This is a genomic window from Enterobacter wuhouensis (assembly GCF_035835995.1).
GTDB lineage: Bacteria > Pseudomonadota > Gammaproteobacteria > Enterobacterales > Enterobacteriaceae > Enterobacter > Enterobacter wuhouensis.
Genome location: NZ_CP142124.1, coordinates 3,257,885 through 3,278,033, shown reverse-complemented (window position 1 = coordinate 3,278,033; position 20,149 = coordinate 3,257,885). Strand labels below are relative to the sequence as shown.

23 protein-coding genes are annotated in these 20,149 nt (G+C 56.4%); 16 read left to right on the top strand and 7 right to left on the bottom strand.

What is annotated here, in order from left to right:
• Positions 1-61: 61 nt before the first annotated feature.
• From VPX56_RS15625 to hisP, 6 genes are all read left to right on the top strand, one after another.
• Positions 62-631 (top strand): UbiX family flavin prenyltransferase, encoded by a 570-nt coding sequence (locus VPX56_RS15625; protein WP_131634845.1) that lies wholly within the window; start codon positions 62-64, stop codon positions 629-631.
• Positions 632-921: 290 nt separating this feature from the next.
• Positions 922-1,704: a lysine/arginine/ornithine ABC transporter substrate-binding protein ArgT gene (gene argT, locus VPX56_RS15620; RefSeq protein ID WP_131634846.1), complete on the top strand. Its 783-nt coding sequence runs from the start codon at positions 922-924 to the stop codon at positions 1,702-1,704.
• A 225-nt stretch (positions 1,705-1,929) separates the two neighbouring features.
• The gene (gene hisJ / locus VPX56_RS15615) at positions 1,930-2,712 is read left to right on the top strand and encodes a histidine ABC transporter substrate-binding protein HisJ (protein WP_326467501.1); all 783 of its coding nucleotides are present in this window, start codon (positions 1,930-1,932) and stop codon (positions 2,710-2,712) included.
• Between the two features lie 88 nt (positions 2,713-2,800).
• Positions 2,801-3,487 carry a histidine ABC transporter permease HisQ gene (locus VPX56_RS15610; protein WP_326467499.1) on the top strand — a complete coding sequence of 229 codons (687 nt, stop codon included), beginning with the start codon at positions 2,801-2,803 and terminating at the stop codon, positions 3,485-3,487.
• Positions 3,484-4,197, top strand: coding sequence for an ABC transporter permease (locus VPX56_RS15605; protein ID WP_131634850.1), 714 nt, complete (start codon positions 3,484-3,486; stop codon positions 4,195-4,197). The genes VPX56_RS15610 and VPX56_RS15605 overlap by 4 nt, the downstream gene beginning before the upstream one ends.
• Before the next feature lie 8 nt (positions 4,198-4,205).
• Positions 4,206-4,979 (top strand): histidine ABC transporter ATP-binding protein HisP, encoded by a 774-nt coding sequence (gene hisP, locus VPX56_RS15600; protein ID WP_045354320.1) that lies wholly within the window; start codon positions 4,206-4,208, stop codon positions 4,977-4,979.
• Between the two features lie 447 nt (positions 4,980-5,426).
• Here hisP and VPX56_RS15595 read toward each other — a convergent pair whose 3' ends face one another.
• From VPX56_RS15595 to yfcG, 4 genes are all read right to left on the bottom strand, one after another.
• Positions 5,427-5,948, bottom strand: a complete 522-nt coding sequence (locus VPX56_RS15595; RefSeq protein ID WP_326467497.1) for a GNAT family N-acetyltransferase — start codon at positions 5,946-5,948, stop codon at positions 5,427-5,429.
• A 44-nt stretch (positions 5,949-5,992) separates the two neighbouring features.
• Positions 5,993-6,886 carry a TIGR01777 family oxidoreductase gene (locus VPX56_RS15590; RefSeq protein ID WP_263609832.1) on the bottom strand — a complete coding sequence of 298 codons (894 nt, stop codon included), beginning with the start codon at positions 6,884-6,886 and terminating at the stop codon, positions 5,993-5,995.
• A gap of 13 nt (positions 6,887-6,899) precedes the next feature.
• Positions 6,900-7,268, bottom strand: coding sequence for a dihydroneopterin triphosphate 2'-epimerase (gene folX, locus VPX56_RS15585; protein WP_131634856.1), 369 nt, complete (start codon positions 7,266-7,268; stop codon positions 6,900-6,902).
• Between the two features lie 75 nt (positions 7,269-7,343).
• Positions 7,344-7,973: a GSH-dependent disulfide bond oxidoreductase gene (yfcG, locus tag VPX56_RS15580; protein ID WP_131634858.1), complete on the bottom strand. Its 630-nt coding sequence runs from the start codon at positions 7,971-7,973 to the stop codon at positions 7,344-7,346.
• Between the two features lie 140 nt (positions 7,974-8,113).
• Between yfcG and yfcF the strand changes: the two genes are divergently transcribed.
• Genes yfcF through yfcD form a run of 3 tightly spaced genes read left to right on the top strand, consistent with a single transcriptional unit; the run spans position 8,114 to position 9,988 of the window.
• Positions 8,114-8,758 carry a glutathione transferase gene (yfcF, locus tag VPX56_RS15575; protein WP_131634860.1) on the top strand — a complete coding sequence of 215 codons (645 nt, stop codon included), beginning with the start codon at positions 8,114-8,116 and terminating at the stop codon, positions 8,756-8,758.
• A gap of 56 nt (positions 8,759-8,814) precedes the next feature.
• Positions 8,815-9,366 carry a phosphodiesterase gene (gene yfcE, locus VPX56_RS15570; protein ID WP_131634862.1) on the top strand — a complete coding sequence of 184 codons (552 nt, stop codon included), beginning with the start codon at positions 8,815-8,817 and terminating at the stop codon, positions 9,364-9,366.
• A 55-nt stretch (positions 9,367-9,421) separates the two neighbouring features.
• Positions 9,422-9,988, top strand: coding sequence for an NUDIX hydrolase YfcD (gene yfcD / locus VPX56_RS15565; RefSeq protein WP_131634864.1), 567 nt, complete (start codon positions 9,422-9,424; stop codon positions 9,986-9,988).
• A 3-nt stretch (positions 9,989-9,991) separates the two neighbouring features.
• Here yfcD and VPX56_RS15560 read toward each other — a convergent pair whose 3' ends face one another.
• Positions 9,992-11,011 (bottom strand): LacI family DNA-binding transcriptional regulator, encoded by a 1,020-nt coding sequence (locus VPX56_RS15560; protein ID WP_131634866.1) that lies wholly within the window; start codon positions 11,009-11,011, stop codon positions 9,992-9,994.
• A 235-nt stretch (positions 11,012-11,246) separates the two neighbouring features.
• On the opposite strand from VPX56_RS15560, the gene VPX56_RS15555 reads away from it, so the two are divergent.
• The 5 genes from VPX56_RS15555 (at position 11,247) to VPX56_RS15535 (ending at position 15,229) form a co-directional block, all read left to right on the top strand.
• Complete coding sequence (locus tag VPX56_RS15555; RefSeq protein WP_131634868.1) at positions 11,247-11,690, top strand: PTS sugar transporter subunit IIA; 444 nt, start codon at positions 11,247-11,249, stop codon at positions 11,688-11,690.
• Positions 11,691-11,770: 80 nt separating this feature from the next.
• Positions 11,771-12,043: a PTS sugar transporter subunit IIB gene (locus VPX56_RS15550; RefSeq protein WP_131634870.1), complete on the top strand. Its 273-nt coding sequence runs from the start codon at positions 11,771-11,773 to the stop codon at positions 12,041-12,043.
• Positions 12,044-12,064: 21 nt separating this feature from the next.
• The gene (locus tag VPX56_RS15545) at positions 12,065-13,456 is read left to right on the top strand and encodes a PTS ascorbate transporter subunit IIC (RefSeq protein ID WP_131634872.1); all 1,392 of its coding nucleotides are present in this window, start codon (positions 12,065-12,067) and stop codon (positions 13,454-13,456) included.
• Positions 13,453-14,283, top strand: a complete 831-nt coding sequence (locus VPX56_RS15540; RefSeq protein WP_131634873.1) for a transketolase — start codon at positions 13,453-13,455, stop codon at positions 14,281-14,283. The genes VPX56_RS15545 and VPX56_RS15540 overlap by 4 nt, the downstream gene beginning before the upstream one ends.
• A complete protein-coding gene (locus tag VPX56_RS15535; RefSeq protein WP_090419965.1) occupies positions 14,276-15,229 on the top strand; it encodes a transketolase family protein in 954 nt (317 codons plus the stop codon). Before VPX56_RS15540 ends, VPX56_RS15535 begins: the two co-directional genes overlap by 8 nt.
• A 111-nt stretch (positions 15,230-15,340) precedes the next feature.
• Here VPX56_RS15535 and pta read toward each other — a convergent pair whose 3' ends face one another.
• Entirely contained in the window at positions 15,341-17,482 is a 2,142-nt protein-coding gene (pta, locus tag VPX56_RS15530; RefSeq protein WP_263609835.1) for a phosphate acetyltransferase, read from the bottom strand.
• 75 nt (positions 17,483-17,557) lie between these two features.
• Positions 17,558-18,760 (bottom strand): acetate kinase, encoded by a 1,203-nt coding sequence (gene ackA, locus VPX56_RS15525; RefSeq protein ID WP_263609836.1) that lies wholly within the window; start codon positions 18,758-18,760, stop codon positions 17,558-17,560.
• 337 nt (positions 18,761-19,097) lie between these two features.
• Here ackA and yfbV point away from each other — a divergent pair, with 337 nt between their 5' ends.
• Both yfbV and VPX56_RS15515 read left to right on the top strand, forming a co-directional pair.
• On the top strand, positions 19,098-19,553 hold the full coding sequence (gene yfbV, locus VPX56_RS15520) for a terminus macrodomain insulation protein YfbV (protein WP_119937097.1): 456 nt from the start codon (positions 19,098-19,100) through the stop codon (positions 19,551-19,553).
• A 92-nt stretch (positions 19,554-19,645) separates the two neighbouring features.
• The gene (locus tag VPX56_RS15515) at positions 19,646-20,140 is read left to right on the top strand and encodes a YfbU family protein (RefSeq protein ID WP_131634876.1); all 495 of its coding nucleotides are present in this window, start codon (positions 19,646-19,648) and stop codon (positions 20,138-20,140) included.
• Positions 20,141-20,149 lie beyond the last annotated feature (9 nt).

The following is a 20,149-nucleotide window of genomic DNA, read 5'->3' as shown; positions in this document are numbered from 1 at the left end:
CACTTGCAACTCCGCACAAAATCCTGCACAGTCAGCCCTGAAATCAGCCAGGGCGAATATCATGAAACGACTTATTGTTGGGCTTAGCGGTGCCAGCGGCGCCATTTACGGCGTACGCCTGTTGCAGGTGCTGCGTGACGTATCGGAAGTAGAAACCCATCTGGTGATGAGCCAGGCAGCGCGTCAGACTCTCTCGCTTGAAACCGATTTCTCCCTGCGTGACGTTCAGTCCCTGGCGGATGTGGTGCACGATGCCCGTGACATCGCGGCCAGCATCTCCTCGGGTTCGTTCAAAACGGCCGGCATGGCGATCCTGCCCTGCTCAATCAAAACCCTCTCCGGCATTGTGAACAGCTATACCGACACGCTGGTGACGCGTGCGGCAGACGTGGTGCTCAAGGAGCGCCGTCCGCTGGTACTGTGCGTGCGGGAAACGCCGCTGCACCTGGGTCATTTACGTCTGATGGCGCAGGCCGCCGAGCTGGGCGCCGTGATAATGCCGCCTGTTCCGGCGTTTTACCATCGCCCGCAGACGCTGGATGATTTGATTAATCAGACGGTTAACCGCGTGCTGGATCAGTTTGATATTGACCTGCCTGAAGATCTCTTTACCCGCTGGCAGGGAGCATGATGTTTTGCACTTCCTGAGTGCATGAAAAGGCAACTTGCCCTGTTTCAGGGTAAAACTGCAACCGCGATCATATCCTCGACATTTAATTCGTTTTTTCCCTTTTTCTCTCTCCGGTTCGTTCGGCAGACCTGCTATCTTTCCTCATTAAGGCAATATCGCAACGTTTTATTAACATATTTAACGTCGAATTTTTGACCAGACGGCAATGTGGCATAAGACCTGCAAGAGAAGCCTGCAACACAACACACAACGCAAACCATAATAAAATCACGGTACTTGAGGGTAAATGTATGAAGAAGACGGTTCTGGCTCTGTCTTTACTCGTGGGGTTAAGCGCAGCCGCAGGCAGCTACGCGGCGCTGCCGCAGACGGTACGCATCGGTACTGACGCAACCTATGCGCCATTCTCTTCGAAGGATGCGAAAGGTGATTTCGTTGGGTTTGATATCGATTTGGGGAATGAGATGTGCAAGCGCATGGAGGTGAAATGCACATGGGTGGGCAGCGACTTCGACGCGCTGATCCCGTCGCTGAAGGCCAAGAAAATCGACGCCATTATCTCCTCGCTCTCCATCACTGAAAAACGCCAGCAGGAGATCGCCTTCTCTGAAAAGCTTTACGCAGCGGATTCCCGTCTGATTGCCGCCAAAGGCTCTCCGATTCAGCCGACCATTGACTCGCTGAAAGGCAAGCACGTGGGCGTGCTGCAGGGATCGACTCAGGAAGGCTTTGCAAACGCCAACTGGCGTGAGAAGGGCGTGGACGTTGTGGCTTACCAGAACCAGGATCTGATTTACTCCGATCTGGCTGCGGGCCGTCTGGATGCCGCATTCCAGGATGAAGTCGCCGCGAGCGAAGGCTTCCTGAAACAGCCCGCGGGTAAAGAGTACGCCTTTGCTGGCCCGTCCGTGAAGGATAAAAAATACTTCGGGGATGGCACCGGCATCGGCCTGCGTAAGGACGATACCGAGCTGAAAGCCGCCTTCGATAAAGCTTTCACCGAGCTGCGTAAAGACGGTACCTACGACAAACTGGCGAAGAAATACTTCGACTTCAACGTCTACGGTGATTGAGGTATAGCGGCGATGCACCTAATCGGTGCATCAGTGGCGTGAATGATCCAATATGGTGCAGATTATGCACCGTATTGGGACGCTGTGTGCATACTTAAGCATTTATAATGCAAAAATTCCCGTCCGAAAGGCATTATTCTTTGCCTGACAATGGGGATTAATGGCACATTAGCAGCACCCCGTCGTCGTAAAAACCTGAATCAAGACAGTTTGTTGAGGACAGATATGAAAAAACTAGCATTGTCACTTTCTCTGGTACTGGCACTTTCCAGCGCCACCGCGGCGTTCGCAGCTATTCCGCAAAAAATTCGTATTGGTACCGATCCTACCTATGCCCCGTTCGAATCGAAGAATGCGAAGGGTGAACTGGTTGGTTTTGACATCGATCTGGCTAACGAGCTATGCAAACGCATCAAAGCGCAATGTACCTACGTTGAGAACCCGCTGGATGCGCTGATCCCGTCTTTGAAAGCGAAAAAAATCGACGTGATCATGTCCTCTCTCTCCATCACTGAAAAACGCCAGCAGGAGATTGCCTTCACCGACAAACTGTACGCGGCAGATTCCCGTCTGGTGGTGGCTAATTCCTCTGACATTCAGCCTACCCTTGAATCCCTGAAGGGCAAACGCGTGGGCGTGCTGCAGGGCACCACTCAGGAAACCTACGGTAACGAGCACTGGGCGCCGAAGGGGATTGAAATCGTTTCCTATCAGGGCCAGGAAAACATCTACGCTGACCTGACGGCGGGCCGTATTGATGCCGCTTTCCAGGATGAAGTCGCGGCGAGCGAAGGCTTCCTCAAACAGCCAGTAGGTAAAGACTATAAGTTCGGTGGCCCGTCCATTAAGGACGAGAAGCTCTTTGGCGTCGGGACCGGTATGGGCCTGCGCAAAGGAGACAACGAACTGCGCGAAGCGCTGAACAAAGCCTTCGCCGAAATGCGTGCAGACGGCACCTACGACAAGCTGGCGAAAAAATACTTCGATTTTAATGTTTACGGCGGCTAATCGCCCCGGCAAATAACGTGCGGCCCCTCCCCCGGCGGGAGGGGAATAGACACGGTTTCACCACTCACGACACGACAGGGCACGCGGTATGCTGTACGGATTTTCGGGCGTTATTTTACAAGGCGCGCTTGTCACCCTTGAGTTGGCTATCAGCTCCGTTGTACTGGCGGTGCTGATCGGTCTGGCGGGCGCAGGCGCGAAGCTGTCGGCAAACAAGCCGCTGGCGCTGATTTTTGAAGGTTACACTACGCTTATCCGCGGTGTTCCCGACCTGGTGCTGATGCTGCTGATTTTTTACGGCCTGCAGATTGCGCTCAACAGCGTGACGGATGCCGTCGGTATGGATCAAATTGATATCGATCCGATGGTGGCCGGTATTATTACCCTCGGTTTTATCTACGGTGCGTACTTCACTGAAACCTTCCGCGGCGCCTATATGGCGGTGCCGAGAGGGCATATTGAAGCGGCAACCGCGTTCGGTTTTACCTCCTCACAAACGTTTCGCCGGATCATGTTCCCGGCCATGATGCGCTATGCGCTTCCGGGCATCGGCAACAACTGGCAGGTTATCCTCAAGTCAACGGCGCTGGTCTCTTTGCTCGGTCTGGAAGACGTCGTGAAGGCGACGCAGCTGGCGGGGAAAAGTACCTGGGAACCGTTCTATTTTGCGGTAGTCTGCGGCGTGATTTATCTGGTCTTTACGACCGTCTCCAATGGCGTGCTGCTTCTTCTCGAACGTCGCTACTCCGTGGGTGTGAAGAGGGCTGACCTGTGATTGAGATTATTCAGGAATACTGGAAATCGCTGCTGTGGACCGATGGCTACCGCTTCACCGGCGTGGCCATTACGCTGTGGCTGCTGATTTCTTCCGTGGTGATGGGCGGCATTCTGGCGGTGTTTCTCGCCATCGGCCGCGTGTCAAACAACAAGTTTATCCAGTTCCCGATCTGGCTGTTCACCTACGTGTTCCGCGGTACCCCGCTGTATGTGCAGCTGCTGGTATTTTATTCGGGGATGTACACGCTGGAGATCGTGAAAGGCACCGAGATGCTGAACGCCTTCTTCCGCAGCGGCCTGAACTGTACGGTGCTGGCGCTCACGCTCAACACCTGCGCCTATACCACCGAGATTTTTGCAGGCGCTATTCGCTCCGTGCCTTATGGTGAGATCGAGGCCGCGCGCGCGTACGGTTTTTCATCGGTGAAGCTCTATCGCTGCATTATTTTGCCGTCGGCGCTGCGCATTGCGCTGCCTGCGTACAGTAACGAAGTGATTCTGATGCTGCACTCCACCGCGCTGGCCTTTACGGCGACGGTGCCGGACCTGCTCAAAATCGCGCGCGATATCAACTCCGCGACCTACCAGCCGTTCACCGCGTTTGGCATTGCGGCGGTGCTCTATTTGATTATTTCCTACGTCCTGATTAGCCTGTTCCGCAGGGCTGAAAAACGCTGGTTGCAGCATATAAAACCTTCGACGCACTGAGAAAGATGATGGCTGAGAACAAATTAAACGTTATTGATCTGCACAAACGCTACGGCGAACATGAAGTGCTGAAAGGGGTGTCGCTGCAGGCGAATGCGGGCGACGTAATCAGTATTATCGGCTCATCCGGCTCGGGTAAAAGTACCTTCCTGCGCTGCATTAACTTCCTTGAAAAACCGAGCGAAGGCTCGATTGTGGTGAGCGGGCAGAACATCAACCTGGTCCGTGACAAAGACGGCCAGCTGAAGGTGGCGGATAAAAATCAGCTGCGCCTGCTGCGCACGCGCCTGACGATGGTCTTCCAGCACTTTAACCTCTGGAGCCACATGACGGTGCTGGAGAACGTGATGGAAGCGCCGATTCAGGTGCTGGGCCTGAGCAAGCAGGAAGCCCGCGAGCGCGCGGTAAAATACCTGGCGAAAGTGGGTATCGATGAGCGCCAGCAGATGAAGTACCCGGTGCATCTTTCAGGCGGGCAGCAGCAGCGTGTTTCTATCGCCCGCGCGCTGGCGATGGAGCCGGAGGTGCTGCTGTTCGACGAACCGACGTCTGCGCTCGACCCGGAACTCGTGGGTGAAGTGCTGCGCATCATGCAGAAGCTGGCCGAAGAGGGCAAAACGATGGTGGTGGTGACGCACGAGATGGGCTTCGCCCGTAACGTTTCTAACCACGTTATCTTCCTGCATCAGGGGAAAATTGAAGAACAGGGACATCCTGACGAGGTGCTGGCGAACCCGCAAAGCCCGCGCCTGCAGCAGTTCCTGAAGGGATCGTTGAAGTAGGTTTTGCCTTTCGCCCTCTCCCGGTGGCGCTGCGCTTAGAGGGCCTACGGGCTGGGTGTTCTCCCTCTCCCTGTGGGAGAGGGTTGGGGTGAGGGCATCAGGCCGCAGTGCCGCTCAATCGCACGGTGGCGCTGCGCTTACCGGGCCTACGGGCTGGGTGTTCTCCCTCTCTCTTTGGGAGAGGGCTGGGGTGAGGGCATCAGACCGCAGTGCCGCCCAATCGCCCGGTGGCGCTGCGCTTACCGGGCCTACGGGCTGGGTGTTCTCCCTCTCCCTTTGGGAGAGAGTTGGGGTGAGGGCATCAGGCCACAGTGCAGCCCAATCGCCCGGTGGCGCTGCGCTTACCGGGCCTACGGGCTGGGTGTTCTCCCTCTCCCTGTGGGAGAGGGTTGGGGTGAGGGCATCAGGCCGCAGTGCAGCCTAATCGCCCGGTGGCGCTTACCGGGCCTACAAATTCCGTTGCCGTCCGGCACATTCCAGCCGATACGCCCAGTCGTCATACCGCACGCCGTCAATCTCATACGCCTTTTCCAGCACCTGCGTACGCACAAACCCCGCTTTCTCCAGCACGCGCACCGATCCGCCGTTGTCCGCCAGCACGTATGCGTTAATGGCCTTCACGCCCGTCTGGCTGAACGCATATTCACATACCGCCTGCAGCGCCTCGCTGGCGATGCCTTTACCCTGGGCGGCGGGCACGACCGTATAGCCGATATCGGCCTCTTCACGATTCTCGGGGCTGATTTGCAGGCCAATATCGCCCAGCGGGGTTTCGTCGTCCTGAAAGCGGATCACGAATACATGCTCCGCCATCAGGCGTGCGGCAAAGACGCGTCGGGTCTCTTTTTCCGGGGCGATGGCGGCCATATAGCGCATGACGTCGCGATCTTCACGCAGCGAGCGGAAAAACGCCCAGTCAGAGGGTTCGAAAGGGGTGAGTTGAAGCCGGGAGGTTGTGATAGTTGCCATGGTTACGCCATATCATCAAAACATGGCGTAAGACTGTAACATATTCACCGCACCACATCCCCCAGCGCCTCTTCAAGATCGTACCAGCGGAACGCAAAACCGGATGCTTCTAACCTTTTCGGCAGCGCGCGCTGTCCGCCCAGCACCAGGACCGACGATTCCCCCATCAACAGCCGGATCGCCGTGGCAGGCACGCGCAGCACCGCCGGACGATGGAGGGCATGTCCCAGCGCATGGGCGAACTGCTCGTTACGCACCGGGTACGGCGACACCATATTAAACGGCCCGCGCAGATCGTTATCCAGCAGCCAGAGAATACCGTTCACCATATCGTCGATGTGGATCCACGCCAGGTACTGACGCCCGTTGCCGATAGGCCCGCCGAGCCCCAGCCTGAAGGGCGGGAGCATTTTGCCGAGAATGCCGCCTTTTGGCGCAAGCACCACGCCGGTACGCAGCAGGCAGACGCGGGTATTATCGCTCTGCGCGGCGCTGGCGATACGCTCCCACTGGGCGCAAAGCTTATGGGTAAATTCGTTATGCGGCGGCTCCTCTTCGGTCACCACCACTTCACCGAGATCGCCGTAGTAGCCCGTCGCTGAGCCAGAAATCAGCACCGACGGCGGCGTCTGGCTGTTGCGAATCAGCTCGACCAGCTTCTCGGTGATGTTCCAGCGGCTGCTGCACAGCCGCTGCTTTTGCTCTTCGGTCCAGCGCTTGTCGGCGATGGGTTCACCCGCGAGGTTAATCACGGCGTCGAAGCCGTCCAGATTCTGTTTTTCCGCCAGTCCTTTCCAGATGTCGATACCCGCTCCCAGCACCTGACGCGCTTTCTCAGGACTGCGGGTGACGACGGTGACGTCATGATGCAGCGCCTGCAGGCGGGGAACGAGGTGGCGACCAATCAGGCCCGTACCGCCGGTCAACAGAATCTTCATACAACCTCCAGGTTTATGCCTGGCGCTGCCAGCTTAGCGTCATGGAGACGGAGTCGGCGTAGCGCAGGGCGTGAAGTTTATCGATCTCTACTTCAGCATATGTGACCCAGTGATGTTCACGTGCGATGTCGAGCACATCCTGAGTTAATTTTTCCAGCAGGAAGAAACGGTTGTTTTCAACGTACTGGATGATGCTTTTGGTAATGGTGCGGTAATTCAGCGCGTCATTGATGTCTTCACTGGCGCGCGCCTTGTCTGCCGGGTAGTGGATCACCACGTTCACAACGATATCCTGACGGTTGGCGATCTCTTCTTCTTTGATACCAATGAACGTGCGTAAGCGTAAATTTTTTATACGAATAATAGCGTCGTGCTGCGACATTGCAGGTCTTCTCCGTGTCAGTATTACCTCCTCATCATACATGAGAGCACGACCTGCGCCCAATCGGGCGCGGGCTCAAATCTGCTGGATTTTTTGCAGGGCGCGCTCGGTGGCTGGCCTAGTGCGAATCCGCTCAAACCAGTTATTTACGGCAGGGTAAGAGGCCAAATCAATACGGTGACGCTCATGGGTATTCACCCACGGCCAGCAGGCGATATCGGCAATGCTGTAGTGATCGCCCCCGAGCCAGGGCGTTTTTTCCAGTCGACGGTTTAACACGCCGTATAACCGCTGGGTTTCAACCTGATAGCGCTCGATAGCGTAAGGGATCGGCTGCGGCGCATAGGCGGTGAAGTGGTGGTTTTGTCCGAGCATTGGCCCAAGCCCGCTCGACTGCCAGAACAACCACTGCAGCGTGTGATGGCGTTCGCGAAGTTCTCCGCTCAGCAGCTTGCCGGTTTTCTCCGCCAGGTAGAGCAAAATTTCGCCGGATTCAAACAGGCTTAACGGCTTGCCGCCGTCGGCAGGCAGGTTATCGATAATGGCAGGAATTTTATTGTTGGGCGATATCGCCAGAAACACGGGCCGGAACTGATCGCCTTTGCTGATATCGACGCGAATAATGCGATAATCCAGCTCGGCTTCTTCCAGAAAGAGGGTGATCTTATGGCCGTTTGGGGTAGGGGCATAGTAAAGGTCGATCATGCTCAACTCCTGTCAGTGCAAATAGTGACGCCATGACCAATGAGTATAGGTGCTTGTTGTAAATCCTGAGTTTTCATCAAGTGACAGCGGCGCAAAGAGATTATATGTTGAGTGAAAACCGATCAGCCTATGAGGATGTTATGAACCAGCCTGCGATTACCCTGTGGTCCGACTCCAGTTATTTTTCACCTTATGTCCTGAGCGCCTACGTTGCGCTGGCGGAAAAAGGGCTCTCTTTTAGCCTGAAGAGCGTCGATCTCGACGGCGGCGAGCACCTGAAGCCGCAGTGGCAGGGATACGCGCTGACCCGACGCGTGCCGATGCTGGAAATCGACGGCTTTCAGCTGAGCGAATCCTCGGCGATCGATGAATATCTTGAAGACCGTTTTGCTCCGCCGGAGTGGGAACGCATCTATCCTCACGATCTGCAAAAGCGCGCCCGCGCGCGTCAAATTCAGGCGTGGCTGCGCAGCGATCTGGTGCCGATCCGCGTTGAACGTTCTACCGATGTGGTGTTTGCCGGAGTGAAAAAGCCCGCCCTGAGTGCAGAAGGGCGTGAGAGTGCGCAAAAGCTGATTGAGACCGCCACCTCGCTGCTGGCGCACGGTAACCCAAATCTTTTTGGCGAGTGGTGTATTGCCGATACCGATCTGGCGCTGATGCTGAACCGCCTGATCCTGAACGGCGACGAGGTGCCGCAGCTGCTGGTGGATTATGCTTCATTCCAGTGGCAGCGCGCCTCCGTGCAGCGCTATGTGGCACTCTCCGCTAAGCGCGCAGGCTGATAAGCCTTCACGCTTCAGGTATGATAGGGGCAGTTTGTTTTCCCGAGGAGTGACGGATGAAGCTGATGTTTGCGTCGGATATCCATGGATCGCTGCCCGCTACCGAGCGTGTTCTTTCTCTGTTTGCCGAAAGTGGCGCGCAGTGGCTGGTGATTCTGGGCGATGTGCTAAATCATGGCCCGCGAAATGCCCTGCCGGAAGGCTATGCCCCCGCGCAGGTGGCTGAAAAGCTCAATCAGTATGCCTCGCGCATCATCGCCGTTCGCGGCAACTGCGACAGCGAAGTGGACCAGATGCTGCTCCAGTTCCCCATCACCGCGCCGTGGCAGCAGGTACTACTGGAAAGAAACCGTCTTTTTTTGACCCACGGTCATCTTTTTAGCCCGGATAATCTCCCGGCGTTAGCGGCTGGCGATGTCCTGGTTTACGGTCATACTCATATTCCGGTGGCGGAAAAACGCGGGGAGATTTATCACTTTAACCCCGGTTCGGTCAGTATTCCGAAGGGCGGGCACGCGGCGAGCTACGGCATGCTTGATGAGAATACATTAAGCGTTATCGCACTTAATGATCAGCAAGTTATTGCGCAGGTAGCGATTAATCCGTAAGTTACACCTCAACTGCAAACGCGCCGTAAGAGCGCTTAGACGAGAAGGTTTCCCGATGGTGGAGCAGAGTCATTTGGCAAGTACTGAGTGGGTTGACATTGTCAGCGAAGAAAATGAAGTGATCGCGCAGGCCAGCCGCGAACAAATGCGCGCAGAGCGTCTGCGCCACCGCGCAACGTACATCGTTGTGCATGACGGTATGGGCAAAATTCTGGTCCAGCGCCGTACGGATACCAAAGATTTTCTCCCCGGGATGCTGGACGCCACGGCGGGCGGCGTCGTGCAGGCAGATGAAGTGCTGCTGGACTCCGCGCGTCGCGAGGCAGAAGAAGAGCTGGGTATCGCCGGCGTGCCGTTTGCCGAGCACGGTCAGTTCTATTTCGAAGACGAAAACTGTCGCGTCTGGGGCGGGCTGTTCAGCTGCGTCTCACACGGACCTTTCGCGCTGCAGGAAGAAGAAGTGAGCGAAGTGAGCTGGATGACGCCGGAAGAGATCACCGCACGCTGTGACGAATTCACGCCGGATTCATTGAAGGCGCTGGCGCTGTGGATGACCCGCAACGCCAAAAACGAATCCGCGAAACCGGAAAATAAACCGGAAAAAGAGGAAGAGGCCGAGTAAGCCTCAGCAACTCTCCCGCAGGCACAGGCTGGACGCGATAGGTTTATGGTCGCGCCAGTCTCCGTCATTCAGACGTTCCAGAAGCGCTTTTCCTGCTTCTATCCCTATCTTGCGATGCGGCACCGCCATGGTCGTCAGCGGCGGCTGACACACGCGGCTCACATCGCTGTCGCCAAAGCCCACCACGGCCAGATCGTCCGGCACTTTAATGCGTCTGCGGTGGCATTCATACAGCGCCCCGCAGGCCAGTTCGTCCGAGACGCACACCAGCGCGTCCAGCTCTGGCCACGCCAGCAGAAATTCCGGCAGCTGCGCCGCGCCGGTGGAAAAGCTCGGCGGCATGGCGGCATTAATCACCCGGTTTAGCGACATATGGTGGCGAAGCATCGCTTTATACCAGCCCTGCAAATGCTGCTGGAAGATCCACTGCTCCTGATTGGCGCACAGCAGGCCGATATTCTGGTAGCCGCGCTGGATCACCATCTCCGTCAGCTCATACATGGCGGCAACGTTATCGATTCCGATATTCATATCAATCGGATCGGCGCGCATTGCGCCCATCTCCATGACCGGAATGGAGGCATTTTTCAGCCAGTGGCGGACCGTATCGGTATGCTCAACGCTGAGCAATATGGCGGCGGCGATGTTCGAGGCCAGCAGCGTTTCTAGCAGCTTCTCTTCCTGCTCCAGCCGGTGCTGGGACTCCGCCAGCATGATCTGGTATCCGGCAGGCTGCAGCACCTGCTGAAGCCCGGCGAACATCTCCGAGCAGCCGGATTCGGAAAGATTGGGGACCACCATCGCGATCGTCCATGACGACGCAGAGGCCAGCGCGCTGGCGGCAAGGTTGGGCATATACCCCAGCTCCTGCACCGCAGCTTCAATTTTTTCCCGCAGTTTATCCGATACCTGTTCTGGCGTGCGGAGCGCACGGGACACGGTCATCGTGCCTACACCGGCAAGCTGAGCGACATCGGCCAGCGTGACTTTACCGGTACTGCGTCGTTTTCGGGTTAAAGACATACACCTTCCTGCTAACAGGACGCGCCAAATTCCATCCTTCTCTTCACGTGACAGGCAGTATACGCCTTAAATCCCTTTTTTTGCTGTGATTTCATACCGGGATGATAATTTGATAGCGCTATCACACTTCTGAAGGTTGCTCTTTGGTAGCGCTATCTTTGTGATCTCGATCGTAGTCAATGCGTGATGTGTTGAATAAAGTTTGCTCATCTTTTGCGTTGTGGCCGGAGGGAAAGTGCTCAAAAAGTGGATATATGATACAACCATCACGCTGCAGGATAGCGTAGAGGACTGGCCGCAGGCGCTGGCGCTGTGCGCGAAGCCGCTGCTGGATTTGCAGGTGATTACGCCGGAGTACATCGCGGCCATCATCGAGCAGCATCATACTTTAGGTCCGTATTACGTGCTGGCACCAGGGCTGGCGATGCCGCATGCGCGGCCGGAAGAAGGGGCAAAAGGACTCGGCCTCTCATTATTAAAACTGAAACAGGGCGTCTCATTTGGTGCCGGTGAGTTTGATCCCGTCGACGTTATTGTGATGCTGGCGGCACCGGACAAACATAGCCATATCGAAACGATCTCGGCATTAGCAGAATTATTTTCCAGCGACGAGGATATGGCTGAATTACATCAGGCGAACACGCTGGAGGAAATTAAAAAAATTATCGACCGCTTCTGATTTAAATATTTACTTCGACTCGTCTCAACATTACGCGCCAGCGTGATGGGGCGTACTCTACACCAAAAAAGGGGATAACAATGAAAATCATGGCTATTTGCGGGTCCGGCCTGGGCAGCAGTTTTATGGTCGAAATGAATATTAAAAAGGTGCTTAAAAAGCTGGAGATTGAGGCCGAGGTTGAACATTCCGATCTCTCCTCCGCCACCCCGGGCGCAGCCGATCTGTTCGTGATGGCAAAAGACATCGCGGCCAGCGCCAGCGTGCCGGAGAGCCAGCTGGTAGTGATTACCAACATCATCGACATCAACGAACTCGAAGCGCAGCTGCGCGCCTGGTTCGACAGACAATAACCCTGATAAGGCGAGGTGGATATGTTTATCCTTGAAACGCTGAATTTCGTTGTTGATATTTTAAAAGTCCCTTCCGTGCTGGTCGGCTTAATTGCATTAATTGGGCTTGTTGCGCAGAAGAAAGCCTTTTCGGACGTGGTGAAAGGGACCATTAAAACCATTCTTGGCTTTATCGTTCTGGGCGGCGGTGCGACGGTGCTGGTCGGTTCGTTAAATCCGCTAGGCGGCATGTTTGAACATGCTTTTACTATCCAGGGCATTATTCCCAATAATGAAGCCATTGTGTCGATTGCGCTGGAAAAATACGGTGCGGCAACCGCGCTTATTATGGCCTTTGGGATGGTGGCGAATATTATCGTCGCACGCTTTACCCGCCTGAAGTACATCTTCCTGACAGGCCACCACACCTTCTACATGGCGTGCATGATTGGCGTGATCCTGACGGTGGCGGGCTTTGAAGGCGTCGGTCTGGTCTTTACCGGCTCGCTGATCCTCGGCCTGATCATGGCCTTCTTCCCGGCGATTGCGCAGCGCTACATGAAGCGTATTACCGGCAACGACGAGATTGCCTTCGGCCACTTCGGCACGCTGGGCTACGTGCTGTCCGGCTGGATTGGCAGCAAGGTCGGCAAAGGCTCACGCTCGACCGAAGAGATGAACCTGCCGAAGAACCTGAGCTTCCTGCGCGACAGCTCGATCTCCATCTCCCTGACCATGATGATTATCTACCTGATCATGGCGGTGAGCGCCGGGCGCGAGTACGTAGAGGCGACCTTCAGCGGCGGCCAGAACTACCTGGTGTATGCCATCATCATGGCCATTACCTTTGCGGCGGGCGTGTTCATCATCCTGCAGGGCGTGCGCCTGATTCTGGCAGAGATTGTCCCGGCATTTACCGGCTTCTCGGAAAAACTGGTGCCGAACGCGCGCCCCGCGCTGGACTGCCCCGTGGTCTACCCGTATGCCCCCAACGCGGTGCTGATTGGCTTCCTGTTCAGCTTCCTCGGCGGGATTGTGGGGTTAGTCATCTGCGGCCAGTTCAACTGGGTGCTGATCCTCCCGGGCGTGGTGCCGCACTTCTTTACCGGCGCAACGGCGGGCGTGTTCGGCAACGCCACCGGCGGACGTCGCGGGGCAATGATTGGCGCATTTGCCAACGGCCTGCTGATTACCTTCCTGCCGGTTCTGCTGCTGCCGGTACTCGGCGCGATTGGCTTTGCCAACACCACCTTCTCGGACGCTGACTTCGGCGCGGTCGGGATTGTGCTGGGCAACCTTGCGCGCTTCCTGTCGCCGCTTGCCATCACCGGACTCGTCGTTGCGTTGTTCGCGCTGCTGGTGGCGTACAACGTGTTCGCGAAAAACAAACCTGCTGGCGGTAACGCGCAGGAAAACACCGGAGCCAAATCATGAATGAGAATGAGATAACCCATCTGGCGCGTCAGATCCGTCTCGAGACGCTGAAATCCCTGACACAGCTGGGCTTTGGCCACTACGGCGGCAGTATGTCGGTGGTTGAAACCCTGGCCGTGCTGTACGGCGCGGTGATGAAAATCGACCCGGCGGATCCGGACTGGCCGGAGCGAGACTACTTTGTGCTGTCGAAAGGCCATGCGGGCCCGGCGCTCTACAGCACGCTGGCGATTAAGGGCTACTTCCCGGTGGAAGAACTGAGCACCCTGAACCAGAACGGCACGCGCTTGCCAAGCCACCCGGACCGCCTGAAAACGCGCGGCGTGGATGCCACCACCGGCTCGCTGGGGCAGGGGATCTCCATTGCGGGCGGCATGGCGCTGTCGCACAGGCTGGCCGGGCGGCCAAACCGTGTCTTCTGCATCGTCGGTGACGGCGAGCTGAACGAAGGCCAGTGCTGGGAAGCGTTCCAGTTTATTGCTCACCATCGCCTGAACAACCTGACGGTGTTCGTGGACTGGAACAAACAGCAGCTCGACGGCGAGCTGGACGAAATCATCAGCGCGTTCGACCTGGAGGGGAAATTCCGCGCCTTCGGATATGACGTGGTGACGGTCAAAGGGGATGACATTCCGGCGCTGCTGGAGGTGACGTCCCTTGTGCCCGAGGCCGATGCGCGCCCGCTGGTGGTGATCCTCGACAGCATTAAAGGGCAGGGGGTGCCGTACCTGGAACAGCTCGGCAATTCGCATCACCTGCGTCTCACCGAGGAGAGCAAGGCCGCGCTTAACGAGACGATTCGCCAACTGGAGGCTTCACATGATTAAGGTTGCACCTGCAGGACAGAAAGACGCCGTTGAGATGCGTAAGGTCTACGCGGGCTTCGTGGCAAAGCAGATTGAGGCCGGAAGCGACATCATTGCGCTCGAAGCGGATCTCATGAGCTCAATGGCAATGGACGGCGTGGCGCGCGATTATCCGCAGCACGTGATCAACTGCGGCATTATGGAGGCCAACGTCATCGGCACGGCGGCCGGGCTGTCGCTCACCGGGCGCAAGCCGTTCGTCCATACCTTTACCGCCTTTGCCAGCCGCCGCTGCTTCGACCAGCTGTTTATGTCCCTGGACTACCAGCGCAACAACGTGAAGGTGATAGCGTCGGACGCGGGCGTGACGGCCTGCCACAACGGCGGCACGCACATGTCGTTTGAGGATATGGGCATCGTGCGCGGCCTGGCGCACTCGGTGGTCCTGGAAGTGACCGACGCGGTGATGTTCGAAGACGTGCTGCGCCAGCTTATCGACCTCGAAGGCTTCTACTGGGTACGCACTATTCGTAAGCAGGCCCCGAGCGTGTATGCGCCGGGCTCCACCTTCACCATTGGTAAAGGCAACGTGCTGCGTGAAGGCACCGATATTACCCTGATTGCCAACGGCATCATGGTCGCGGAAGCGCTTGAGGCGGCGCGCCAGCTCGAGCAGGAGGGGGTAAGCGCGGCGGTCATCGACATGTTTACCCTGAAGCCCATCGACCGGATGCTGGTGAAAAACTACGCCGAGAAAACCGGACGCATCGTGACCTGCGAAAACCACAGCATTCACAACGGCCTCGGGTCGGCGGTGGCGGAAGTGCTGGTGGAAACCTGCCCGGTGCCGATGCGGCGGGTAGGGGTGAAGGAGCGCTACGGCCAGGTGGGAACGCAGGACTTCCTGCAGAAGGAGTATGGCCTCACGGCGCATGACATTGTGTCGGCGGCGAGAGAGCTGCTGTAAATAAAAAAGGCGACCAGTTAAGTGGTCGCCTTTCTTGCCGGATGGCGCTTCGCTTATCCGGCCTACAAAACCGTAGGCCCGGTAAGCGCTAGCGCCACCGGGCTTTTTAGCTTACTGCTGCTGCGAAGACTGGATCGCGGTCAGAGCGATGGTGTAGACGATATCGTCTACCAGCGCGCCACGAGACAGGTCGTTCACAGGTTTGCGCATGCCCTGCAGCATTGGCCCGATGGAGATCAGGTCTGCAGAACGCTGTACCGCTTTGTAGGTGGTGTTACCGGTGTTCAGATCCGGGAAGATGAACACGGTGGCGCGACCTGCAACCGGAGAGTTCGGCGCTTTGGATTTCGCAACGTCAGCCATTACCGCAGCATCGTACTGCAGCGGGCCGTCGATCATCAGGTCAGGACGTTTTTCCTGCGCCAGACGGGTCGCTTCACGCACTTTCTCTACGTCGCTACCTGCACCTGAGGTGCCGGTGGAGTAAGAGAGCATCGCAACGCGCGGTTCGATACCGAAGGCAATCGCGGAGTCCGCGGACTGGATAGCGATTTCCGCCAGCTGTTCTGCGGTTGGGTCCGGGTTGATCGCGCAGTCGCCGTAAACGTAAACCTGTTCAGGCAGCAGCATGAAGAACACGGAAGAAACCAGAGAGCTGCCCGGTGCCGTTTTGATCAGCTGCAGCGGTGGACGGATGGTGTTCGCCGTGGTGTGAACCGCACCGGAAACCAGGCCGTCAACTTCGTCCTGCTCCAGCATCAGCGTGCCGAGCACCACGTTGTCTTCCAGCTGCTCGCGCGCAACGGCTTCGGTCATGCCCTTGCTCTTACGCAGCTCAACCAGACGGGCAACGTAGCTTTCGCGAACCACTTCCGGATCGACGATTTCGATGCCAGCGCCCAGCTCAACGCCCTGAGACGCCGCAACGCGGTTGATCTCGTCCGGGTTACCCAGCAGCACGCAGGTCGCGATGCCGCGCTCTGCACAGATGGCCGCCGCTTTAACGGTACGCGGCTCGTCGCCTTCTGGCAGAACAACGCGTTTGCCCGCTTTGCGCGCCAGCTCGGTCAGCTGGTAGCGGAAGGCTGGAGGAGACAGACGACGGCTGCGCTCGGAGGTCGCGGTCAGGGATTCAATCCAGTCTGCGTTGATGTAGCCCGCAACGTATTCCTGAACCTTCTCGATACGCTCGTGGTCATCAACCGGCACTTCCAGGTTGAAGCTCTGCAGGCTGAGGGAGGTCTGCCAGGTGTTGGTGTTCACCATGAAGACCGGCAGGCCGGTCGCAAATGCGCGTTCGCACAGCTTGCTGACGCGTGGATCCATCTCGTAGGCACCGGTAAGCAGGATCGCACCGATTTCCACGCCGTTCATCGCGGCCAGGCAGGCTGCAACCAGCACGTCAGGACGGTCTGCGGAGGTCACCAGCAGGGAGCCTGCGCGGAAGTGTTCCAGCATGTGCGGAATGCTGCGCGCACAGAAGGTCACGGACTTCACGCGGCGGGTGTTGATGTCGCCTTCGTTAACCACGGTGGCGTTCAGGTGGCGCGCCATATCGATTGCACGGGTGGCAATCAGATCGAAGCTCCACGGCACCGCGCCCAGGACTGGCAGCGGGCTGGCGTCCTGCAGTTTAGCCGGATCAACTTTAACAACCTTCGCTTTGGAAGAGTCGTCGAAGATTTCGGACAGGTCAGGGCGAGTACGACCCTGCTCATCAACCGGTGCGTTCAGTTTGTTAACAATAACGCCGGTAATGTTGGTATTTTTCGCGCCACCGAAGCTGCTGCGGGTCAGTTCGATACGCTCTTTCAGCTGTTCCTGGGTGTCGGTACCCTGGGACATCACGAAGACGATTTCCGCGTTCAGCGTTTTCGCGATCTCGAAGTTCAGAGACTGCGCGAACTGGTGTTTGCGGGTTGGGACCAGGCCTTCAACCAGCACCACTTCTGCGTCTTGCGCATTCGCGTGGTAGTTGGCGATGATCTCTTCCATCAGCACGTCTTTCTGGTTGCTGGAGAGCAGAGACTCAACGTGGCTCATCTTCAGCGGTTCAGCCGCTGGCAGATTGGAGTTCTTGCGAACGATGGTGGTGGTCTGGTCTGGCGCATCGCCACCGGCACGTGGCTGGGCGATAGGCTTAAAGACGCTCAGACGAACGCCTTTGCGTTCCATAGCACGGATCACGCCAAGGCTGACGCTGGTCAGGCCGACGCTGGTTCCGGTAGGGATCAGCATAATAGTACGGGACACGGTTTATCCTCTTTCGTTACCGCCGAATTCAGCGGGTTACAAAACAGCACCGCCAGCTAAGCTGGCGGTGTGGAATCAGGCAGTCAGACGGCTCGCGTCTTGCGCGATGACCAGCTCTTCGTTAGTTGGAATAACGATAGCAGGGCGGGTACCTTCTTTGTTGATGAAGCCAGACTTGCCGAAGCGGGCAGCCAGGTTACGCTCGTGATCAACTTCGAAGCCCAGAACGCCCAGTTTGCCCAGGGACAGTTCACGAACCATTGCCGCGTTCTCACCGATACCACCGGTGAAGATAACCGCGTCCAGACGGCCGTCCATCAGTGCAGTGTAAGAACCGATGTACTTCGCCAGACGGTGGCAGTAAACGTCCATTGCACGTTTAGCGTCAGCTTTTTCTGCGTAGTTGTCTTCAACGTAACGGCAGTCGCTGGTGACTTCGGTCAGACCCAGCAGGCCAGACTCTTTGGTCAGCATTTTGTTGATGTCGTCAACGCTCATGCCCAGGGTGTCGTGCAGGTGGAAGATGATCGCCGGGTCGATGTCACCGGAACGCGTACCCATCACCAGACCTTCCAGCGGGGTCAGACCCATGGAGGTATCAACACATTTACCGTTGCGGATGGCAGAAACAGAACCACCGTTGCCCAGATGGCAGGTGATGATGTTCACTTCTTCAACCGGCTTGTTCAGAACTTTTGCGGCTTCCTGAGTCACATAGAAGTGGCTGGTGCCGTGCGCGCCGTAGCGACGTACGCCGTGCTCTTTATACAGGCTGTACGGCAGGGCATACAGGTAAGACTCTTCCGGCATGGTCTGATGGAACGCGGTGTCGAACACGGCCACGTTTTTGTCTTTCAGATTCGGGAAGGATTTCAGTGCTTCAGCGATACCGATCAGGTGAGCCGGGTTATGCAGCGGTGCGAAGGATGCAGAGTCTTTGATGCCCTGAATCACAGATTCGTCAATGATGACGGAGCTGGTGTATTTTTCGCCGCCGTGGACGATGCGGTGACCAATCGCGGTCAGCTGAGCAGACAGTTCTGGTTTTTGTGCCAGAATAGTGTTAACGATAAAGTTCAGCGCTTCACTGTGAGCGGCGCCTGCACCTAAAGCCGCTTCTTGTTTGCTGCCGTCCATTTTCCACTTGATACGTGCTTCAGGCAGATGGAAACATTCGGCCAAACCAGAGAGGTACTCGTCACCGTTGAGCGCATCGATGATGGCGAATTTCAGTGAGGAGCTACCGCAGTTCAGAACCAGTACTAACTTACTCGACATGGAAGTACCTATTATTGATACGTGGCTAAAAAAACGTCAGTGAGTCTAAAAGCGTAACGCATGCTGACCCAGACATTTATGATTAACATCATGCCAAACGAACATTGTGGCATGATGAAAGGAATACTTATGATTTTATGCCATTTTGAACATTTTTCAGACAATGGCATAATAGGTAATAATTTGACGAGTTAACGATTCTCGTCTACAGCCCAATCAGGCTGGCACAGGATACCCGATACGGGGTAGCGATGACAAAATATTTTGAACGTTGTCATAGCCTGTTGTGGTTTTGCACAAAAATTTTAATTTTTATATGTGAAGTTGAGGTACAGCCATGTCGACACCCGAAATCCCATCCGTGAACTTTTTCAGTCTGTTTCGCCGGGGGCAGCACTACGCAAAGACGTGGCCGATGGAAAAGCGCCTTGCGCCAATGTTTATTGAGAATCGCGTCATTCGCGCCACGCGCTATGCGATTCGCTTTATGCCACCTGTCGCTATCTTTACGCTGTGCTGGCAAATTGCCCTTGGTGGGCAGCTTGGTCCGGCCGTCGCCACGGCGCTCTTTGCGCTGAGCCTGCCGATGCAGGGGCTGTGGTGGCTGGGTAAGCGTTCAATTACGCCATTACCGCCTACAATTTTACACTGGTTTTATGAAGTTCGCGGGAAACTTGAGGAAGCCGGACAGGCGCTGGCCCCGGTTGAAGGCAAGCCGGATTACCAGGCGCTGGCCGACACGCTCAAGCGCGCTTTTAAGCAACTTGATAAAACATTCCTTGATGACTTGTGATTGATCATCGAAACGACTAATAAAAGAAGGCACAGTAACAAACAGTTACCGTGTCTTTTTTTTAAAGTGCAATGCGCTACAGGAGTCGAAAGATGGAAATGACCCACGCTCAACGTCTGATTTTGTCTAACCAGTACAAGATGATGACCATGCTTGATCCCGATAACGCTGCGCGCTACAGCCGCCTGCAGACCATCGTCGAACGCGGGTTCGGCCTGCAGATGCGCGAACTGGATCGCGAATTTGGCGAGCTGAAGGAAGAAACCTGCCGCATCGTTATCGACATCATGGAGATGTACCACGCGCTGCATGTGTCCTGGACCAATCTTAAAGATCGGCAGTCTATTGACGAGCGCCGCGTAACATTCTTAGGCTTTGATGCGGCGACGGAAGCGCGCTATCTGAGCTATGTGCGCTTTATGGTGAACACCGAAGGGCGCTATACCCACTTTGATGCGGGTACCCACGGCTTCAACGCGCAGACCCCGATGTGGGAAAAATACCAGCGCATGCTGGGCGTATGGCACGCCTGCCCGCGCCAGTACCATTTAAGCAGCAACGAAATTCAACAAATCATTAATGCCTGACGGAGGTGC